The organism is Marinomonas sp. SBI8L (assembly GCF_001624705.1).
Lineage (GTDB): Bacteria > Pseudomonadota > Gammaproteobacteria > Pseudomonadales > Marinomonadaceae > Marinomonas.
Window position 1 is genome coordinate 44,869 of record NZ_JSEO01000013.1, and the last position, 19,679, is coordinate 64,547.

Consider the following 19,679-nt stretch of genomic DNA (forward strand, 5'->3'; position numbering starts at 1 on the left):
CGTCTAAGGGGTAAATTGTGTTACCCCTTGTTTAACTTAACTACATATTTTTAGTGTTACTTCTTTTCTTCATGTAAGAGAGAAGGACCATAGGAGATGCCGCTTATGACTGGGCGCTTAAACAACGTATTTCAATTCGTTGAAGTGGATCGCGAAGATCCAAGTAAAAAACCTTTAATCACGCGTAAAGGTCAGTTTGTTGAGATTTATAAGCCGTTCGAAGAACCAGCGGCAAAAGAACAGTCTCACCGTTGCCTTGAGTGTGGTAACCCATATTGCGAATGGAAATGTCCCGTTCACAACTATATTCCTAACTGGTTAAAGCTAGTCAGTGAAGGCAATATTTTAGAAGCGGCAGAGCTGAGTCATCAGACTAACTCTTTGCCTGAAGTCTGTGGTCGAGTGTGTCCTCAAGACCGTCTTTGTGAAGGTGCTTGTACCTTAGGTGAAGGTGGTTTTGGTGCGGTAACAATCGGTTCAGTTGAAAAATATATTACTGATACGGCGTTTGCCTTAGGCTGGCGACCTGACATGTCGAAAGTTGTGCCTGTTGATAAAACAGTAGCGATTGTCGGTGCAGGGCCTGCAGGTCTTGCTTGTGCTGATATCCTAGTACGTAACGGTGTTAAGCCAGTCGTTTTTGATAAGAACCCAGAAATCGGTGGTTTGTTAACCTTTGGTATTCCTGAGTTTAAACTTGAGAAGACGGTAATGACGCGTCGTCGTGAAGTATTTGAAGAAATGGGCGTAGAGTTCGTTTTAGGTACTTCTGTTGGTGATGATGTGCCGTTTGAGCACGTACTTGAAGAATACGATGCTGTATTCCTTGGTATGGGTACTTATAAGTACATGAAAGGTGGCTTCCCGGGTGAAGATCTACCAGGTGTACATGATGCACTAGACTTCCTAGTATCCAATGTGAATAAGAACCTTGGCTTCCAAGAAAACGAAGAAGACTTTGTTAACTTGAAAGGCAAAAAGGTTATCGTGCTTGGTGGTGGTGATACTGCCATGGACTGTAACCGTACTTCTATCCGTCAAGGTGCTAAGTCAGTTCACTGTGCTTATCGTCGTGATGAAGAGAATATGCCTGGTTCACGTAAAGAAGTACAAAACGCCAAGGAAGAAGGTGTGAACTTTCTTTTCAATCGCCAGCCTGTTGAAATTGTTGGTGATGGTAAGGTAGAAGGGATTAAGGTTGTTCAAACTCAAATGGGTGAACCTGACGAAAACGGTCGTCGTTCAGCTGAAGTGGTCGAAGGTAGTGAAGAAATTCTACCTGCTGATGCGGTATTGGTTGCCTTTGGTTTCCAGCCAAGCCCAGCGCCATGGTTTGAGAAATTTGGCATAGATACAGATGCTCGTGGACGTGTTATTGCTCCTAAATGTAATAAGTTCATGTACCAAACAACTAACGAAAAAATCTTCGCTGGTGGTGATATGGTTCGAGGTTCTGATCTTGTGGTAACTGCCATTGATGAAGGCCGTAAAGCGGCTGAAGGAATCATGGATTACCTAGATATATAGAGGTTTGTTTAGTTAAGCTAAACGCCCAAATAGCCTGACTTACAGGGCTAAATTATATTTACAAAAAAACCGTTTTCTTAGCAAAATAAGGGGCGGTTTTTTTGTTTTTCAATAACGGCTGTTTTACTATGTGTGAGCAAGAAATGGCGAATTCAAGAGAGGATGTCATGGCTGAAAAACCCACTAGACCGGAAGAATGGGAATGTTGTGAATCATCTTGCACTCCTTGTGTGTGGGATGCTTACTATGAAGAGATGCGTGAGTGGAAAGCAGCTCAAAAAGCCGCGGCCCAGAAAACCGTATCAGATAGCGACAAGTCAGAAAACAAGCTGTAGAAACAGCTTTCTAAAAACGTCTTAAACGACCTGTTTTTATCTGATTGCCCTGCCTAGTTGTCCAAAATAGACAAATCATCCTCGCTTATTTGCCAAACTTTTCTCGCCTCAATATATTGAGGCATCCAATGAACAGCATTAGTTAAAGGTTATTCAAATATGGCAATTCAAAATTCTGATTCTAACGAATTTGTATTGAAAGCATCTTGTACTGCTAAAAGCGGTATAGTAGCCGCAGTGACCTCTTATATCGCCTCACAAGGTTGTTATATTTCAGAGCTCAATCAGTATGTAGATGAAGACAGTGAACAGTTCTTTATGCGAGCTGTATGCCGTATTGAAACTGGCGAAAAAACCGTCGATGAAATTCGTGAAGGTTTTATCCCAGTAGCAGAACCTTTTGATATCAAATGGGAACTACATGCTAAGTCGACCCTAACACGTGTTCTTCTAATGGTGAGTAAATTTGACCACTGTTTAGATGACTTGTTATACCGCCATCGTAAAGGCGAGCTGCCGATGGAAATCACAGCTATCGTATCTAACCATAAGGATCTGCGTCCTATGGCTGAGCGTGAAGGTATTCGCTTTGTTCACTTGCCTGTTAATAAAGAGAACAAGCGTGAGCAAGAGTTAGCCTTGATGGATATCGTTAATGAGACAAACACAGATCTTGTGGTATTAGCTCGTTACATGCAGATTTTGTCAGACAGTCTATGTAAAGAATTAAGTGGTCGTGCGATCAATATCCACCATTCATTCTTACCTGGCTTTAAAGGCGCGAAACCTTATCACCAAGCCTTCCATCGTGGTGTGAAGTTGATTGGTGCTACCGCTCACTATGTAACCTCTGATCTAGATGAAGGTCCAATCATTGAGCAATCAGTTCAACCTGTTGATCACACTTATAGTCCAGAAATGCTAGTTTCTGTTGGTCGTGATACTGAAACTGTGGCCTTGGCTCGCGCATTAAAACTGCATATCGAACATAGAGTTTTCTTGGACGGTAACAAGACAGTCGTATTCAAATAATCCTTAAGATGGTTTGATACTTGTTAGAAAAAAGGCTGAACAATCATGATTGTTCAGCCTTTTTTGTGTTCTGTTTTTTTAGTTCGCCTAGGCGTTTACTTGTTTAGCAGGGTTATAGTCCTTGAGTAGCTGCATACTCTCCTCAGCAAAACCATTACCCGCCTCAGTGTAGAAGTTAAAGACATTATCAATACCAGAGGCCATAAGCGGTTCTCTTTCATCCTGATAACGAGCGATAGCCGCTACCTTGCCTTCAAAGCCCGCTTTACGTAATTGGATAGTGATATTGCTACAGTCTTCAATAGAGGGGAGTGCAAGTAGGACTAACTTGTAGTCAGAGACGTCAAACTTCTCCCATAAATCTGCATCTTCACCATCACCAAAGAAGACATTGTGACCTTCTGACTTGAGACGATTGATTCTAAGTCTATTAGCGTCCATTCCTACTACGCTGTTTGGCATGACGCGATTGAGAGAGTGAAAACTACCACAACCTACTCGGCCTAAACCTACTACGAGAACATCTGCTTTTGCTGGCTGAATGAAAGTATCTTCTGCCAAAGGCTCGACTTTCTCGAAACGGCGGATAAGGCGCTGGTAAGTATGGTAAATATCATGAGCACGTCGATAAAGCAGACTGGTCACCACAAAAGAGATGGAAACAGCTAGGGCTAGAATGACAAGAAATTCTTTATCTAACCAGCCAGAGTCAACACTCAATTGTGCCACGATTAAACCAAATTCACTGTAATTACTCAGTGCTAAAGCGGTAAGGAAAGCCGTCCTGCCTCTTAATCTTAATAGGATAAAAATACCAAAGAAGAGAACAAACTTTAAAATGAGTGCGAATGAAACTAGGAAGGCAGACACTAGCATGTCGAATGTGGGTAATGCGGTAAAGCCAATCGACAAGAAGAAGGCGATTAGGAAAAGATCCTTAAAGCTCATAAGAGATTTAGTAAGCTCACTCGCTTTCGGGTGTGAACTTAATAATATACCGAAAATTAGCGCGCCGAGGTCGCCTTTTACATTGAATAAATAAAATAGCTCATAACCTGCGAGTGCTAAGAAAATGCCTGCAAGGGGGAGCATTTCCCCGTGTCCTGCTTTATTCAGTACGATTCCAAATAAGGGTTTAGCGAAGATCAAACCAAATAGGGCAAGTGCGCCAATACTTGGAATGGTACCTGTCGCGACCACTAAGAAGATGACGGCGACTATGTCCTGCATAACCAAAATCGCTAGGGATATTTGGCCGTGTCGCGTTTTAAGCTCGCCACTTTCTTCAAGTAACTTAATGATGCAAACCGTACTACTAAAGCTCAGGGCGAAGCCCACAAGAGCAGAGGTTTGCCAGTCTAGAGATGTGAAATAAGGCAGGCTTAAGGCAAAGCCAAACAGGCACATGGCAACAAAGAGGCCTGACCAGAGCACCATATTAGACAGGGTACCTGCCCATATTTCCCGCTTGAGCAGGTCTTTTACATGAAGCTTTAACCCTATGGTAAAGAGCATCAGGGTGATGCCTAGATCTGCTATGGTGTTTAGTGAGTCACTGGGTTGGATACCATAAGCGTTAAGCGCAAAGCCAGCGATTAGAAAGCCAATAAGTGGAGGCAGATTAATCAGCTTGACCAACAAGCCGCAAACGAAAGCAAATAATATCCAAATAAATTCCATAACATTCCATGACTAATAAAGGTTGATAAATCAATGATAAAGCAAAGCAGCGTTAAGGCGTATAGGGAAATGGTATTGCTTTGTGAGTTTTGGCTTTGTTTTACTAAGAAGATAAATCAGGCTTATCAAAAGCCTGATTTAGTATGTGAGAAGGAGTTTAAACGAGGTTTTTTTCAATCTGATGACAAGAGACCAAATGGCTTATTCGCAGGTTCCCTAGAGGTGATCTGGTAATAACAACCAGAGACGGCCATAGTGCTTTAATTGACTGGCGTAGTGGTGTGCTTCTTCCCCTATACCTTGGTACCAATCTATATGTCCTGCTCCCTTGATAGCCCCACCTTTGTCTTGAGCTAATAGCAAACGGTACTCATGGCTAACTAACTCACCATGATCATTTAGAATGGGAAGCTCGCCTAGTAATACTGAGCCAAGTGGAATGACCTTAGGGTCCACCGCAATCGAGTATTTTGGTGTGAGTGGTACATTGGCAGCACCAACAGGCTTGCTTAAACCTTCTTTAAAGAAGAGGTAGCTTGGGTTCGTCGTGAGTATTTCTCTTTGCCTTTCTGGGTGGGCAATCAACCAATCTTTGATAGCCTGAGCTGACATATCTTCTTTGGCTATCTCATTTTTTTCTATCAGTACCTTGCCTAGGCTGCGGTACTCGTGACCATTAACACCACCCCAAGATAAAAGTGCTTGGCTGCCATCTTCATACTGTACGACGCCTGACCCTTGCACCTGGAGAAAGAAGTTATCGATCAAGCTGTTACTGTAAGCAATTTCAAGACCTTGACCTTCCAGTACGTTTTCGAAATCTATTGAATCTCTATCGGGTAACTGCTCGCCTTTGTTTCTTTGAGGTTTACGGTAAAGGGGATAGATAAACTCACCTTGAGCTTCTTTACGTACTTCAATTACGGGTACGTAATAACCTGTTACTTGAACATTGCCTCGGCCGTCTTGTCCACGTAATTGATACGCCTTGATATTGTGAGCCTGAGTTGGGTTCGCCAGCCAGTCAGCAATGAGCGAAATAGATTGGTTAAGTGACTTATTATCGACTTCAAAGTCTTCTAATAAGTAGCTATCTGAATCCGACTTACGGGATAAAAACCTAGCTTGCTGTTTAAGGCCTTCTAAAAAACTGGCTTCAGGGAAGGCAAGAGCCGGTGGTAGGCGTTCTTCTAAATAAAGGCTTTGACGAGTTTGGGCTTCGGTATCTCGGCCATTATTGGCAAAATCATTACTGTCATGTATTTCTTGCTTACTACAAGCGAAGGTAAACATCGCCAAGGTGAAAACACTGAGATACTTAAATGTACGATTAGAAAGAGACATATTAAATAATACTAAAAAGAAAAATAGAATAGACCTATGGCAACGGAGGAACAAGCCCTTTCCATACGACTGCTTCTAATTAGGACTATGCTCTATGCGAAAAGTTTTAGTTAAGGGTTCAATTTTTTCGAGAGAATTTAAGTCTCCTGCTTCAGGTGTATGAAACTTAAGTTATTGTTTTTGTTTAGCAGCTCACTGTATTGACTGGGTGCCATAGGCTTATACAAACCAAACCCTTGGCCTACCTGACACCCCCACTCAAGTAGTTGATTAATGGTTTGTTGGCCCTCAACACCTTCTGCAACCGTCTGTGCACCTAGCTCAGTAATCAAGGTAACCAAGGTTTTGCACAGGGTAAAACTGGTTTCGTCCTTATGTAGGTTTTGAATAAACATACGATCAATTTTGATTTCCGCGGGAGATAGCATCATCACACTGTGCATAGAGCTATAACCTGCACCAAAGTCATCGATTGAAAGCCTAAACCCAGCGTCTTTTAAGGTTTTAATATTGTTTTCAACCGTACTATTGTGTTCAAAGAAGCTGCTTTCTGTGACTTCTAAAATAAAGCTTTCTGGTGGTACTCCATGGCAAATACTGGCATTGATAAGTTGTAGGGAGAAGTCGCTACGGAGTATGTCTTTTGCAGAGATATTAATAGAGAGGTGTTTGTTTTCGATAATATGGCGATTATTCGCGACCCAAGCAAACACCTTGTTAATGATCATCTGGGTAAGCATGTAAATTATGCCCGCACTTTCCGCTAACGGAATAAATTCATCTGGGCCAATTTTTCCCATTTCTTCATTGTGCCAACGAATGAGTACTTCACCACCGATAATTCGGCCGCTGTTGAGCTCTACTTGTGGTTGTACTTCAAAGGTGAGCCTTTCTTCTCTTACATCCTCTTTTAAACGTGCCAACAACTTGTGCTGATAAATATGGTTAATTTGGTAATTCTGATTAAACAGACTCCAAGGGTCACTACATAAGTTGTTAATATCTGCGGCAATTAAAGAATAGCGAAATAGCGTATCAATATTATTGGTATGTTCAGGATAAAGCGCAGCACCGATACTGTACTGATGCTGCATATCAAAATGTTCTATGGTGACGACACCATCGAGTATTGCTTGTAATTGCTGCACTATCTCGTCGAGTTTATGCTTATCCTTACAAAGAAACGCCAAAGTGTTTGTACTTGTCTTAATTAAGCAGGCCATGTCTTTGTTCGGCATGGTAAAGGTGATGGCTTTCTCGTCTTGTAACAGGGTGAGGTTTAAGACAAGTGCTGTTTGGCGTATGGCAATATCTGCCTTTTCTGGTCCAAAAACATGGTTCATTGAGTGTTGGCTAGTAAATTGAATGGTAACTAATGCGAAACAATCTTGGGTTAGTGTTAGTTCCTTTAATTTGGTTTCTAACTGAGTGAAGTAAAAGCGACGATTCGGTAGGCCTGTATGTAAATCAGTGATGAGCTGATGTTTGCGATTGATTTCATTGCTGTGGGCCTTCTCAGCAAAAGCTAGGGAGAACCCAATTAACTCAATAATGGTACATACAGGGTAAACATTAGAACTAAATTGAGTATAAGGAATAACGTTTAAGAAGATGAGTGTCTCCACACTTGCACCAAAGATGACACAAGACCAAGCGACAAGGTAGCTTTTTATGGCCCAGCTCTTTTGAGAGCCTGTATGTACTAAACCGAAAATACACATGAAGCTGACAATTAGCTGCAGGCTTAAAAAACTGGTGATCAGTTCTTGATAACTAAAAACTAGGCTAGCGCAGATGTAACTTATTAGAACGGTGTCGCCAATAAAGCGTTTTTTCCATAATAGGGGGAAGCTATTTTTAGTGTTAAAAAACAAGATACTAAAGCGATAAACGCTCCATAGGCTAATCGCATTTATGGTTGCTTTGAATTGGTGTAAAAAGCTGAAAACTGAATCAGGGAAGAGCCATATGCCCATACCGTTAGTCACACTTATGCCTAGAATTAAACTGCAATTTAACAGTATGTAATAAATGAAGGCGGGTGCGCGAAAGAAGGAATAAACCGCAATATTATAAAAGAGCAGTAAGATAAGCGCTGACGTAAGAACAGTCCAAGTGACTTTTTGCTCCAGCTTGGCTGTCTCTACTCCTTTGTCCTGATAAAAGGCGATAGGAGAGAGTAAGCTGGAGTTGGATTTTTTTCGAATTAATAAGCTAGATTCGATCTGATCGGATAGGGGGATGGCTAGCCAAATGGCATTCTTATCATTGCCTGGTAGCCACTCTTGTTGAGCACCTCTTTGCCAAGCTTTAATTTGGCGCCCATCTCTAATGAGATAAAAATTCAGTTCATCAATCATGATGTTGGCAAACTTCAAGTGGATTGTCTGATTGGTACGGCTTGCCTTAGGGAGGGGAATCAGGTGCCAGAAGGCAATATCAGAATAGCCTTGTGATTCAGTATAAATATCAGTCGAAAAGCTGAGTTGCTGTAATGCTTGTCTGCCACTTAATTGAGTATTTTGATTGAGCTCTCTTAGACTTTTTTGATATTCAACTTCTTTTGCTGTGAGCAGATCTTGATTAGCATAGTTACCATCAAATTCTGGATAGGTTTGAACCTGCGCCTTTATTTGTCCATAAAAAACGAATAAGAGTAGAAAGAGAAGCTTATACATTTAACACCATCCAATGGTAACTTTATTTAAAGCCTGCCCTCATCAAGGGCTAGCTGTCCCTTAAGCTTGGTCAAAGAATTGTAAGGACCATATTTCAAGTGTAGTTAATAATCTTTTATGCAACAGGGACTAAAGTAGGAGAAGCCGTGAAATACTCGTAAGAATGCAGCTGATTTTTACGCATATGATTGACTTATAAGGTGTTCATAAGCTTTTCGTAGTTTAATAAATTTTTTCGCATCACCACCTCTGTCAGGGTGTGCTTTTTTTACTAGTAATCGATAAGCCTGCTTAATCTCTGATTTTGTTGAGTTTTTCTTAATGCCAAGGGTTTCGAGAGCTTGTTCTGTATCTTCATGATTAAACAGCTTGTTATAAAAACCTTTTAGTAAGGCAGCCACATCTTCAGCATCTGTATTGTCATACTCATCCCAATCTAGGTAATAAGCTGCTAACTTGGCTTCAGCCCCATCTTCAATTTCACTAGATTGGCTGATTTCAATTTGAGCGACGGCCTCTAGGTGAATTTGTAATGGAGAGATATAGAGCCGTACTTCATCCTCCTGCCAAAGTTTCCTTTGCAGTTGATAAAGCGCATTCATAATTAAAAAGTGCTTACGGAAAAGCTTTAAATCTGGGTCATCACCTAATTCATCAAATATCGGTGTCTCTCGTTCTAATAGACGTAATAATTCAAACTCACTAATGCCTTGGCTGCTGGCTTCGAGAATACTAAGAATGGGCTGAATTAATGGGTTATTCACATATTCACCTAAAATAAATATAAAGCAGTTAATATAAGTGTAAGACAGGAAAGGATTAATAAAAGTGAATTTTGTTTAGCCTTTGTTAAGTAAGGTATGAAGAGGTTAACTGATTTTTTATACTTATCTTACAGGTTAGCTTGTTAAATTTTTTCTTGGCTCGGGTTTAGGCTGAGCCAAGCACAACAAGATAAACTATGATAGAAGAAACCTCGGAGAGATTGTGTGCCACTGTTAATAATAGTCCTATTGGTGTTGGTTATCGCACCTTCCTTGTGGGTGAGATATGTATTAAAGCGACATAGTAATGTGAGGCCTGATTTAGCGGGAACAGGAGACGAACTTGCACGTCACTTGTTAGACAAATATGGCGCTAACAATGTGAAGGTAGAATCCTTAGAGAAGAACAAGCACCATTATGATCCTAATTCGAAAGCGGTTCGTTTAGGGCCGCAATCCTATCAAGCAAAATCTTTAACAGCGGTTGCAGTAGCGGCACATGAAGTCGGACATGCTCTGGCTTATCATAATAATGATAAGGTTACTTTACTGAGTAAACGTTATGCTCCTTTAGCTAAGTTTGTCAGAAGCTTAGCGCTATTTCTCTTGATGTTATGGCCAGTTATCTCTGTGGTTATCCATATTCCTTATGCCGTGCCGTTACATGCCATGGTGGTCTTTATTAGTGGTTTTTGCTTAGTATTTGTATATTTTGCAATGTTACCAGAAGAGTGGGATGCCAGTTTTAATAAGGCCTTGCCTATCTTGTTGGAAGGACGTTACTTAGAGCCAAAAGACTACCCTAAAATTAAGCGGATTCTGACGGCTTGTGCCTTAACTTATGTGGCACAAGCCCTTTTGAATGTTCTCTTTTTCTGGCGTTGGTTTAGACGTTAGCTGGCAGTATCTGATTAGCTATTTTCAGTTTTTACCGCTTTAACTAATACCGATGTATCCATACGATTCAAGCCTTGGTCTTGTAGGCTCTTATAGCTAGCGTCTACTTTTTCAGTTAAAGGTAGCGTGATGTTATGACGCTCTGCTTCTTCAAGGCATATGGCTAAATCTTTTCGCATCCAATCAATGGCAAAGCCAAAATCAAACTCATCTTTCGCCATGGTTTCTAGGCGGTTAGCCATTTGCCAAGAGCCCGCTGCACCATGTTTTAAGGTATCAACTACTTGGGCAATATCAAGATCGGCTTTTTGTGCCAGCATTAAGGCTTCACTCAAACCTTGTAGCACCCCAGTGATACAAATTTGGTTTACCATTTTGCAGCGTTGGCCTTGGCCGTTCGGGCCTAATAGCTGAGCTTGCTTGGCAAAGCTATTCATAACAGGTAAGGCTTGATCAAAGCTTGCTTGAGCGCCGCCACACATAATGGTTAAAGCCCCATTTTCAGCCCCTGCTTGCCCACCAGAAACCGGTGCATCAATAAAGCTAACGTTTTGCTTTTCACAGGCTTGTTGTAATTCAATCGCAAGATCTGCAGATGTGGTGGTGTGATCGATTAATATACTGCCTGCTTTAAGACCTGCTAGTACCCCATCTTCACCATAAATAACACTGCGAACATCATTATCATTACCCACACAGACAAAGACCATATCAGCCCCTGCAGCGGCTTCCTTTGGTGTGCTAGCAAATGCGCCTGTAAATTCGGTAGCCCACTTTTCCGCTTTGCCTTGGCTACGGTTGAAGACAGTAACAGGGTAGTCGTGTTTGCTAAGGTGGCCTGCCATTGGGTAGCCCATAACGCCTAAGCCGATAAATGCAGTTTTAATTGTCTTCATGTGAGTTCCTTATACTAAAAGTGACTGGCTAGATGATGTTTAAAGATTAATTTTCAAATTAACCTATGTCAATTGTTATATTGCCATAGATTTTTTATGTCATTTGTATTTAGATAGCATTTTGAAAAGGTTTTAATTGCATATAGTGCAAGCAAAATACGCTAATTCTTATTGAAATTGCCAGGTGTGAGGGCTTAGATTCCGTGACAGCCGCAAAGTATGTCGAAATCGCTAGAAAAATAGAGTCAAGAATTGAGATAGGTCAATATCCAGAAGGAAGCAAACTACCGACTCATAGGTCATTGGCAGATAGCTTTTCAACCACAGCAGTGACCGTGGCAAAAGCGTATAGTTTGTTAACAGAAATGGGGTTGGTGGAATCCTTTGTCGGACGAGGAAGTTACGTCAAAAAACTTCCTCAATTGAAGCAAGTGATTCAATCAGAACGAGAAGAAAAAGATAAAAACTTCTCTATTTTACAGCCCTGCTTTAAAGAACAATTAAGCCAATTGCAAACGACTTTTAGCCAGATTTTTACCCAGCAGATGAGCGCTCAACTCTTTTCTTATCGTGAAGATACCGGCGCTATGGTCCATAAAGAAGCGGGTCGTTTATGGTGTGAAGCCTATGGTTTAGAGGTAAGTCGTGCTGAACAAATATTACTCTGTAATGGCGCGCAACATGCCTTATCTAGCTTGATCGAATGCTATAGCAAGGAAGGGGATTATATCGCCCTAGAAGCGCAAACTTACCCAGGTGTGATTGCCATAATAAAAAGCTTGGGTCGTAAACCCGTTGCTGTTTTTATGGATGAGCATGGAATGCAAGCTGAGGCGTTAGATGAAGTATGTCAGCAATTTAAGCCTAGCCTCGTTGTTGTTGTACCTTCTCACCAAAATCCCACCACAGTCACCATGCCTAAGACGCGAAGACAGGCGATCGCACAAGTGATTCAGCAACATCCCGTCTGGTTATTAGAAGATGATATCTATGCTTTTTTGAACCAAGAAACCGTGCCGGCAATTACTAACTTGGTACCGGAAAAAAGCTTTTATATCAGTAGTTTGTCAAAAGCGATTAGCCCAGGGTTAAGGTGTGGCTTTATTAAAGCGCCGCAAAGTCAGGTGTCTCATGTGAGTGAGTATATCCGTACTATGGTTTGGCATGCTTCTGCTTTTATGTTCGAGTGCGCACAAAGGTTAATTGATTCAGGCATGGCCTTTGAAATGGCTGCTGAGCAAAAGATGATCGCCGAACAAAGGCAGGAAATTGCGAAACAAATGCTAAGCCAAGCCCTACCTGACCTAACTTTTCAATGCCAAGCATCAAGCTACCATATTTGGCTGACTTTGCCTCCAAGCTGGCAGGTGAATAGCTTAGTGCAAACGGCTAAAGAGCATGGCGTATTAGTCAGTAGCGGCCACTTCTTTGAAGCTCAAAATCAGCCAAACCATAGTATTCGAATATCCTTGATGGCCATTGCCGATGACGCTGTTTTCCAATCTGGTTTGAAGCAACTTGTTAGTTTGATTAAGCGTGAAAACCTCAGTGTCATGCCTATTTAGTCGATTTGAGTGTGAGCATAAAAAATTCATGCTTCTGTCAGATTTTTGTAATGACAAGAGTTCACATTAGATAATTCTACTGTTAGTCTGTCTCTTTAGTCAGAATTAATAAAAATGAATCAATCGTGAATTAATCTATCGCTAACATAATAATAAACACGATTTAATCGGAGCTCACATATGTCTTTGTTGCGTCAATCTTTACCATTTTTAATGGGTCCAGCGGTTGCTGGCTCTCTATTGCTAAGTCAGAGTGCTTTAGCTCAAACAGTAGAGTTAAGAGTTATGGAAACCACGGATATTCACATGCATATCCAAGATTATGATTATTACAAAGATAGCCAAAGCAACTCAGTAGGCTTGTCTAAAGTGGCAACCCTGATTCGCCAAGCACGTGCAGAAGTGACTAACTCTGTTTTGGTGGATAATGGAGATCTACTACAAGGTACGCCGCTAGGTGATTATGTGGCTAAGGGTAAGGTGCTTAAATTTGGTGAAACCCACCCTGCATTCAAAGCCATGAATCTACTAGATTATGACGCCGCTAATATTGGTAACCATGAATTTAATTATGGTTTGGACTTTTTGATGAAGTCTTTGAATGGCGCTAACTTCCCTTATGTAGTGGCAAACGTTTATTTTGATGATGGTGATGATGACGCTAGCAACGATCAAAACTACTTCCAACCTTACATTATTAAAGATAAGGAAGTAGTCGACTCTGAAGGCAATAAGCAAACCATCAAGATAGGTTATATCGGATTTACACCGCCACAGATTATGACTTGGGATAAAGCGAATCTGACAGGTAAGGTGATTTCTAAAGATATCGTGGAAACAGCGAGAAAGTTTGTACCAGAAATGAAAGCCAAGGGCGCAGATGTCGTCGTCGCTATCCCTCACTCTGGTATGTATGACACACCTCGTGAAGGCATGGATGAGCACGCGACTTATTACCTAGCTAAGGTTGAAGGTATCGATGCCATCATGTTTGGCCACTCTCACCGTGTTTTCCCTGGTGATAAAGCCCTTGATGCTTACGAAGGTGTTGATTCAGAAAAAGGTACCGTCTTTGGTGTTGCTGCCACTATGCCTGGTTTCTGGGGAAGTCACCTAGGTGTGGTTGATTTGACTCTCGAAAAAGAAAACGGCAAATGGGAAGTGGTTGACGGTACTGGTTCAGTACGTGCAATTGCAAAGCGTGAAGGGCGTAAGAGTATTTCTTTAGTTGAAGCCGCAGCTGACATTAACAATGTGGTAGAAGAAGATCACCAAGGCACCTTGGCTTATATGCGTAAAAAAGTGGGTGAAACCACATCAGATATCAATAGTTTCTTTGCGTTAGTACAGGATGATCCTTCTATTCAAGTCGTAAACCAAGCGCAAACTTGGTACGTAAAAAATATTGTTCAGGGCACGTCGTTTGATGGCCTGCCTATCCTATCGGCTGGTGCGCCATTTAAAGCGGGTGGCCGAGGTGGGGCTGACTATTATACGGATGTGAAAAAAGGAGATATTGCCCTTAAAAATGTCAGCGACCTTTATATTTACCCGAATGATCTTAAAGTGGTTAAGTTAAACGGTGCTCAAATCGTTGAGTGGCTTGAGTTCTCTGCGGGTCAGTTTAATCAGATTGACGCGAGTGATTCGAGTACTACTCAGCAATTGATAAACACAGGTTTCCCAACTTATAACTTTGACGTTATCGACGGTATTAATTACCAAATCGATGTGACTCAGCCAGCTCGTTATGAAAGTAAAGGTGCTATGGTGAGCGCGGATAATCACAGAATCACGAATGTTACCTTCCAAGGTAAGGCGATTGACCTTAGCCAAGACTTCTTGGTTGCGACTAATAATTATCGTGCTGGTGGTGGCGGTCATTTCCCTAATCTAGATGGTTCAACAATCGTGATTGATGCGCCAGATAAGAACCGTGATGTGGTGGCTAACTACCTATTATCGCAAACAAGGATTTCACCTAAAGCAGATGGCAACTGGCACTTTGCAGACACGCTAGCCAATGCAAAAGTCGTGTTTAAAACTTCTCCTAAAGGTAAAGCGGTTGCGTCAGACAATGTTGAATTTGATAAAGACCTCGATGATGGTTTTGCTCAGTTCTTATTAAAATAAGCGAAACAATATAGTTAAGTAAGAAAAGCCTTATTGGGTGTAATCATGCCCAATAAGGCTTTTTTATTGGCGTAAAGTTCGAGAGGAACGTGACTTCACCTTGGCTTCGAGCTAATTTAGAGAGAAGATATTTAGAGAAAATCTAGTTAGCACAAGGAGAAGAGTATGTTTATGAAAGGCCAAGCGGTCACACTTAGATCACTTGAAGCTGAAGATGCAGAAGTATTTTATCTCTGGTCACAGGACAGGGAAATTACCCAGTTCAGTACCTCTTCTTATGCCTATCCTCAATCTCAAAGTGATATTGGTGTTTGGCTCAGCAAGGTTAATCAAGATCCTAAAATGGTCTTGTTCGGTATCTGCTGTATTAAAACAGGCAAGTTGGTGGGTTACACAGGCTTAGTGTCTATGAGCCAAATAAACCGCAGTGCCGAACACTTTATCCTCATTGGCGACAAACATTATTGGGGCAAAGGCGTTGCAACCAATGTGACTCAATTGGTAACCCGTTATGCTTTTCGTGATCTGGGTTTACACAGGGTAGAGCTCACTGCTTTTGTGGATAACAAGGCAGCCATCAGAGCTTATGAAAACGCAGGCTATCATCACGAAGGCATTCAACGCCAAGCAGGTTTTAGACATGGAGGCTTTTATGACAAGGTGCTTATGTCAGTATTAGTGACAGATGACATGCCAGAGCAAAAGCCGATTACGCTAGCTGCTTCCGAAGTTTCCCAGTCAGGGATTGAACATAAAGACGATGCGATATCTTTAGGTTCAGATCTGAATAACGTGAACGCCAATCTGGCTGGCGAAGCCGGAAAAGAGAAAGACAAGTAATTAATGAAGGTCTGAAAATACTTCAGGGTGCTGTTCTGCAATGCGTAATAGGGCGATGGCAGGGCCTTGAGGTGAGCGTCGTCCTTGCTCCCAATCTTGTAATGTACGCATACTCACGCCTAATAAACCAGCGAAAGCAGATTGAGTTAGGTTTAATTTAGAGCGTATTTCTTTAGGTTGTGAGGGCATAGATAGCTCAGATGTTTTTAACTGAGTCTTACCTTTTTTAAAGGACTTAATTTCTTCTAGGCCTTCAAGGATTTCTAAACCAATGTCTCGGTTATTCATTGCTAATTGCCTCTGCTATTTGTTTTAAAACATGTCCTGATATGGTGGCTTTTTCAGATTTACTATAAAGGGTTAGCATCCAAATTTCATCATCGGACTTTTTCCAATAATAAATTGATCGAATACCACCAATTAATTCGTAGCTAAGCAACGATACGTAATTATCAGGTTTGGTTTAGACCTAGAATCCTTTAAGTTTCAAGCTAACTACTTTTATCTTAAGCTCTTGAAAGATCAGTTATTTGACCATACATAAGATAGGGTGATTTATGAGGTTGAAAATGGCATTGGACAAGAAGAAACAAAAATTTATTGAGCAGTACTTCGATATGAGTACTGGCTACGTGTTGCATTACGTTAATCGTACTTTTGCAGAGTTTTTTGAGCAATTTGATATTGATATCTATGACGACAAATACTCTGATATAGGTGATTCGAAAGCTAAAAGGTTCCGTTCATTTTTTAATCAGCATAGTGATAGTCTAATCGGAAAAGTGTTGTTAGCAATGATTGAAGAATACGATATTGAACGTGATTCTCGATCGTACTCTCTCCCTAATCATAATGACGCTTTACGTCAACGTTGTTTAGATATTGCAAATGAACTTGTTATATCTAAAGACCAAGCGCAAGTGGTTAATAGTAATGTATTCAAAAATCCATATGCACCTCAATCTTCACAACCAAGTTATCAGTCTGAGCTATCAAATAACACTTGGCCAACAAGAGAGCAGTCTTCCGATCAACCCAAGCCAACCTTTATCTCACCACAAGTGAATCAAATACAGGCAGCTCAAAGTAACTATGCGTCTCAATACCCAATGAAGGATAAGGTTTTTATTGTTCATGGCCACGATGAGCACTTACTGAGTGAAACTGAGAACTTATGCCGTAAGCTAAATCTTGCCCCTATAATTCTAAAGAATCAACATAGCGGTGGTCGTACAATCATTGAAAAACTTGAAGAGCACAGTGATGTGAAATACGCAGTTATACTTTACACCGCTTGTGACGAAGGGCGTAAAATTGGAGATAACTATTTAAATCAACGTGCAAGACAAAATGTTGTGTTTGAGCATGGTTACTTCAATGGAAAACTTGGACGGAACAAAGTTGCAGCTGTCGTCAAGGGTAATATAGAGATTCAAGGTGATATCGGTGGTGTTGTATATGTGCCATATTCAAGCAGCTGGCAGTTTGACTTAGCAAAAGAAATGCAAGGCTCTGGTTTAACTGTTGACCTGAATAATATTTGATATCAGAGGTTTTTACATAGATCCTTTAAGAAAGAGTCTGGGGCTATTTTGAGGTTCGTATAACTGCGTCAGAGAAGGCTTCAGTCAATCTTTGTCCACTTAACGATGAGTAATCAATAAATATATGGACGCTCTTGTGTCGATAAGGAAATAGTTACTCACACTACTTTTTATTTATAATAATTAAGTGCTTTTGTCTTATTAACCACTTTTGATTTTTACCCTTTTTTAAACTTGATAGGATTACAATAAGACACCGGCACCCAGACAAGTTGAATCGTTATTTAACCATGATCTCGCATTTTTGAGTTTACTCAAAGATAAGGAGTTTAATAGGCTTTTTAGTTAACGGTAAATTCTGAATAAATCTTCAAAATACGTTTTATTACTATTGGACTTAAGGTGAGCACTGAAGAAGTAAATATCGGGTCTATTAGGTACTTACCTATATAAGAATCTTGGGTATCTATTAAAAAGCCGAACCTTTATCTGGTTCGGCTTTTCTCGTGTTATAACTCATTAAAATAAGTTTAAAACCAATCGTCCTGCATGGCTAAGCAAGTATCATCATTGGCTTGTAGGAGTTTGGCTTGATGTTCTATTTCAGGTAACTCCCAACGAATATAGTATTGTGCTGCTTGTAGTTTACCTTGATAGAAATGCTCATCTGCTTCGTGCGGTTTGAGGTCAAGGGCTTGCTGTGCGAGTACCGCTTGTTTAAGCCATACCCAGCTCACTAGTACTCGACCAAACATGTCTAAATAGAGGTTGGCGTTGGCAAGGCCTAGATCGATTTTGCCTTTGCCTAGGGTCATCATCAACATCATGGTGGTATTGTCTAAGGTTTTCAGTGCGGCTTTTAGTGCGTCTGCAAACTCGCGAATACGACCTTCTTGCAGGTTCACATCTTGCTTAATGGTTTTGAGTATCTTCTTCATTTCTTTTGACATGGCTTGATAGCCCGCCATGTCTTTCATGGGCACTTTACGAGCCAATAGGTCTAACCCATGGATACCATCTGTGCCTTCGTGGATAGCATTTAGGCGGTTGTCACGATAGTACTGCTCAACTGGGTATTCACGGATATAGCCTGAGCCACCTAAAATTTGTATCGCTAGTTCATTGGCTTTTAAACCGTATTTAGATGGGAAGCTTTTTACGATAGGTGTGATGAGGTCCAATAGGGTAAAGGCGGCTTTTCTGTCTTCTTCTGTTGCCCCTGTTTGGCTATCTTCAAACAAAGAGGAAGCGTATAAGCATAATGCGAGAGAGCCTTCTGAGTAGGCTTTTTGTGCCAGTAGCATACGACGTACATCCGCATGCTCGACAATATTTACTTGCTTGCTGGTAGGGTCTCTGTCTGTTGGTGGACGACCTTGTGGTCGGTTACGAGCATATTCTAGAGAGTAGTTATAACCTTGATAGCCTAATAAACTCGCGCCTGAACCCACACTGATGCGAGCTTCGTTCATCAGCTGGAACATATAACTCAGGCCTTTATTTTCTTCGCCCACTAGATAGCCGACAGCACCGTCTTTTTCACCAAAATTAAGCACGGTAGAAGTGGCATTTTTGTAGCCCATTTTATGCAGTAAGCCTGCTAGAGCCACATCGTTACGCTCACCCAGACTTCCATCTTCATTGATGAGTACTTTAGGGCAGATAAACATGGAAATGCCTTTTGTGCCCGCTGGCGCACCTTCAACTCGGGCAAGAACCATATGTATGATGTTATCGGTGAGAGATTGATCGCCCCCAGTAATAAACATCTTCTGACCAAAGATGCGATAAGTGCCATCCGCTTGTGGTTTAGCGCTGGTGGTAATGTCCGCAAGAGCTGAGCCTTGGCCAGGCTCTGTCAGTGCCATAGTGCCTGCAAAGCGGCCATCCATCATAGGCGGTAAGTAGGTTGCTTTGTGCTCGTCACTAGCAAAACTACGCACTAGGTTAGCAGCACCAAGGGTTAAAAAAGGATACACGGTAGTAGAAGGATTGGCAGCCGTAATATAGCCCATGGCCGCGCGCAGAATAATCTCTGGCATTTGCGAGCCGCCTTCTTCAAAGTCATAAGCGGCACCTAAAAAGCCTGCCTCAGCATAAGCATCCCAAGCCGCTTGCGTCTCAGGAATCAGGTGGACTTTCTCTCCATCAAAGCTAGGTTCGTTCTCATCGCCTTTGCTGTTGTGATTAGCAAAGTATTTTTGCGCTATGGTTTTTGCTGTGTCTAATGTGGTGTTAAAGATTTCTCGTGAGTGCTCTTGATACCTAGGTCGTTCCAGTAATGCTTGGGTATCCAGAAATTCGTAGAGTAAAAATTCAATATCACGATCATCGATTAATTTAACGTCAGACATAGCGCTTCCTTTTGAATAGGTTAAATGTGTTTTTGTTATTATTTTTAATTTTATTATTACCTCACATCATATGATGAAGCTAGGCACTAT

General features: G+C 41.3%; 15 protein-coding genes. 8 read left to right on the top strand and 7 right to left on the bottom strand.

Annotated features, from left to right (window positions below; genetic code table 11):
* The first annotated feature begins 105 nt into the window (after window positions 1-105).
* From OA91_RS18160 to purU, 3 genes are all read left to right on the top strand, one after another.
* The gene (locus OA91_RS18160; RefSeq protein WP_046015970.1) at window positions 106-1,527 is read left to right on the top strand and encodes a glutamate synthase subunit beta; all 1,422 of its coding nucleotides are present in this window, start codon (window positions 106-108) and stop codon (window positions 1,525-1,527) included.
* Between the two features lie 101 nt (window positions 1,528-1,628).
* Window positions 1,629-1,862 (top strand): oxidoreductase-like domain-containing protein, encoded by a 234-nt coding sequence (locus tag OA91_RS18165; protein ID WP_231870405.1) that lies wholly within the window; start codon window positions 1,629-1,631, stop codon window positions 1,860-1,862.
* 159 nt (window positions 1,863-2,021) lie between these two features.
* Window positions 2,022-2,894 carry a formyltetrahydrofolate deformylase gene (gene purU / locus OA91_RS18170; RefSeq protein WP_063339386.1) on the top strand — a complete coding sequence of 291 codons (873 nt, stop codon included), beginning with the start codon at window positions 2,022-2,024 and terminating at the stop codon, window positions 2,892-2,894.
* A gap of 87 nt (window positions 2,895-2,981) precedes the next feature.
* On the opposite strand, the gene OA91_RS18175 is transcribed toward purU, so the two are convergent.
* The 4 genes from OA91_RS18175 to OA91_RS18195 form a co-directional block, all read right to left on the bottom strand.
* The gene (locus OA91_RS18175; protein ID WP_046015973.1) at window positions 2,982-4,574 is read right to left on the bottom strand and encodes a cation:proton antiporter family protein; all 1,593 of its coding nucleotides are present in this window, start codon (window positions 4,572-4,574) and stop codon (window positions 2,982-2,984) included.
* Window positions 4,575-4,790: 216 nt separating this feature from the next.
* On the bottom strand, window positions 4,791-5,918 hold the full coding sequence (gene mltA, locus OA91_RS18185; protein ID WP_063339388.1) for a murein transglycosylase A: 1,128 nt from the start codon (window positions 5,916-5,918) through the stop codon (window positions 4,791-4,793).
* Between the two features lie 137 nt (window positions 5,919-6,055).
* On the bottom strand, window positions 6,056-8,596 hold the full coding sequence (locus OA91_RS18190) for an EAL domain-containing protein (protein ID WP_063339389.1): 2,541 nt from the start codon (window positions 8,594-8,596) through the stop codon (window positions 6,056-6,058).
* Window positions 8,597-8,772: 176 nt separating this feature from the next.
* Window positions 8,773-9,360: a DNA-J related domain-containing protein gene (locus OA91_RS18195; RefSeq protein ID WP_046015976.1), complete on the bottom strand. Its 588-nt coding sequence runs from the start codon at window positions 9,358-9,360 to the stop codon at window positions 8,773-8,775.
* 225 nt (window positions 9,361-9,585) lie between these two features.
* Between OA91_RS18195 and OA91_RS18200 the strand changes: the two genes are divergently transcribed.
* Window positions 9,586-10,257, top strand: a complete 672-nt coding sequence (locus tag OA91_RS18200) for a zinc metallopeptidase (protein ID WP_046015977.1) — start codon at window positions 9,586-9,588, stop codon at window positions 10,255-10,257.
* Window positions 10,258-10,271: 14 nt separating this feature from the next.
* On the opposite strand, the gene OA91_RS18205 is transcribed toward OA91_RS18200, so the two are convergent.
* Window positions 10,272-11,153, bottom strand: coding sequence for an NAD(P)-dependent oxidoreductase (locus OA91_RS18205; RefSeq protein ID WP_063339390.1), 882 nt, complete (start codon window positions 11,151-11,153; stop codon window positions 10,272-10,274).
* A gap of 203 nt (window positions 11,154-11,356) precedes the next feature.
* Between OA91_RS18205 and OA91_RS18210 the strand changes: the two genes are divergently transcribed.
* The 3 genes from OA91_RS18210 (at window position 11,357) to OA91_RS18220 (ending at window position 15,691) form a co-directional block, all read left to right on the top strand.
* Complete coding sequence (locus OA91_RS18210; RefSeq protein WP_063339391.1) at window positions 11,357-12,718, top strand: aminotransferase-like domain-containing protein; 1,362 nt, start codon at window positions 11,357-11,359, stop codon at window positions 12,716-12,718.
* Window positions 12,719-12,898: 180 nt separating this feature from the next.
* Window positions 12,899-14,851, top strand: a complete 1,953-nt coding sequence (locus tag OA91_RS18215) for a bifunctional 2',3'-cyclic-nucleotide 2'-phosphodiesterase/3'-nucleotidase (RefSeq protein WP_063339392.1) — start codon at window positions 12,899-12,901, stop codon at window positions 14,849-14,851.
* Window positions 14,852-15,016: 165 nt separating this feature from the next.
* Complete coding sequence (locus OA91_RS18220; RefSeq protein WP_063339393.1) at window positions 15,017-15,691, top strand: GNAT family N-acetyltransferase; 675 nt, start codon at window positions 15,017-15,019, stop codon at window positions 15,689-15,691.
* Here OA91_RS18220 and OA91_RS18225 read toward each other — a convergent pair whose 3' ends face one another.
* On the bottom strand, window positions 15,692-15,979 hold the full coding sequence (locus OA91_RS18225; protein WP_063339394.1) for a helix-turn-helix domain-containing protein: 288 nt from the start codon (window positions 15,977-15,979) through the stop codon (window positions 15,692-15,694). It lies immediately after the preceding gene.
* A gap of 269 nt (window positions 15,980-16,248) precedes the next feature.
* Between OA91_RS18225 and OA91_RS18235 the strand changes: the two genes are divergently transcribed.
* Window positions 16,249-17,235, top strand: coding sequence for a TIR domain-containing protein (locus tag OA91_RS18235; RefSeq protein WP_082828000.1), 987 nt, complete (start codon window positions 16,249-16,251; stop codon window positions 17,233-17,235).
* A 530-nt stretch (window positions 17,236-17,765) separates the two neighbouring features.
* Here OA91_RS18235 and OA91_RS18240 read toward each other — a convergent pair.
* Window positions 17,766-19,589 (bottom strand): acyl-CoA dehydrogenase, encoded by a 1,824-nt coding sequence (locus OA91_RS18240; RefSeq protein WP_046015981.1) that lies wholly within the window; start codon window positions 19,587-19,589, stop codon window positions 17,766-17,768.
* Between the last annotated feature and the right edge of the window lie 90 nt (window positions 19,590-19,679).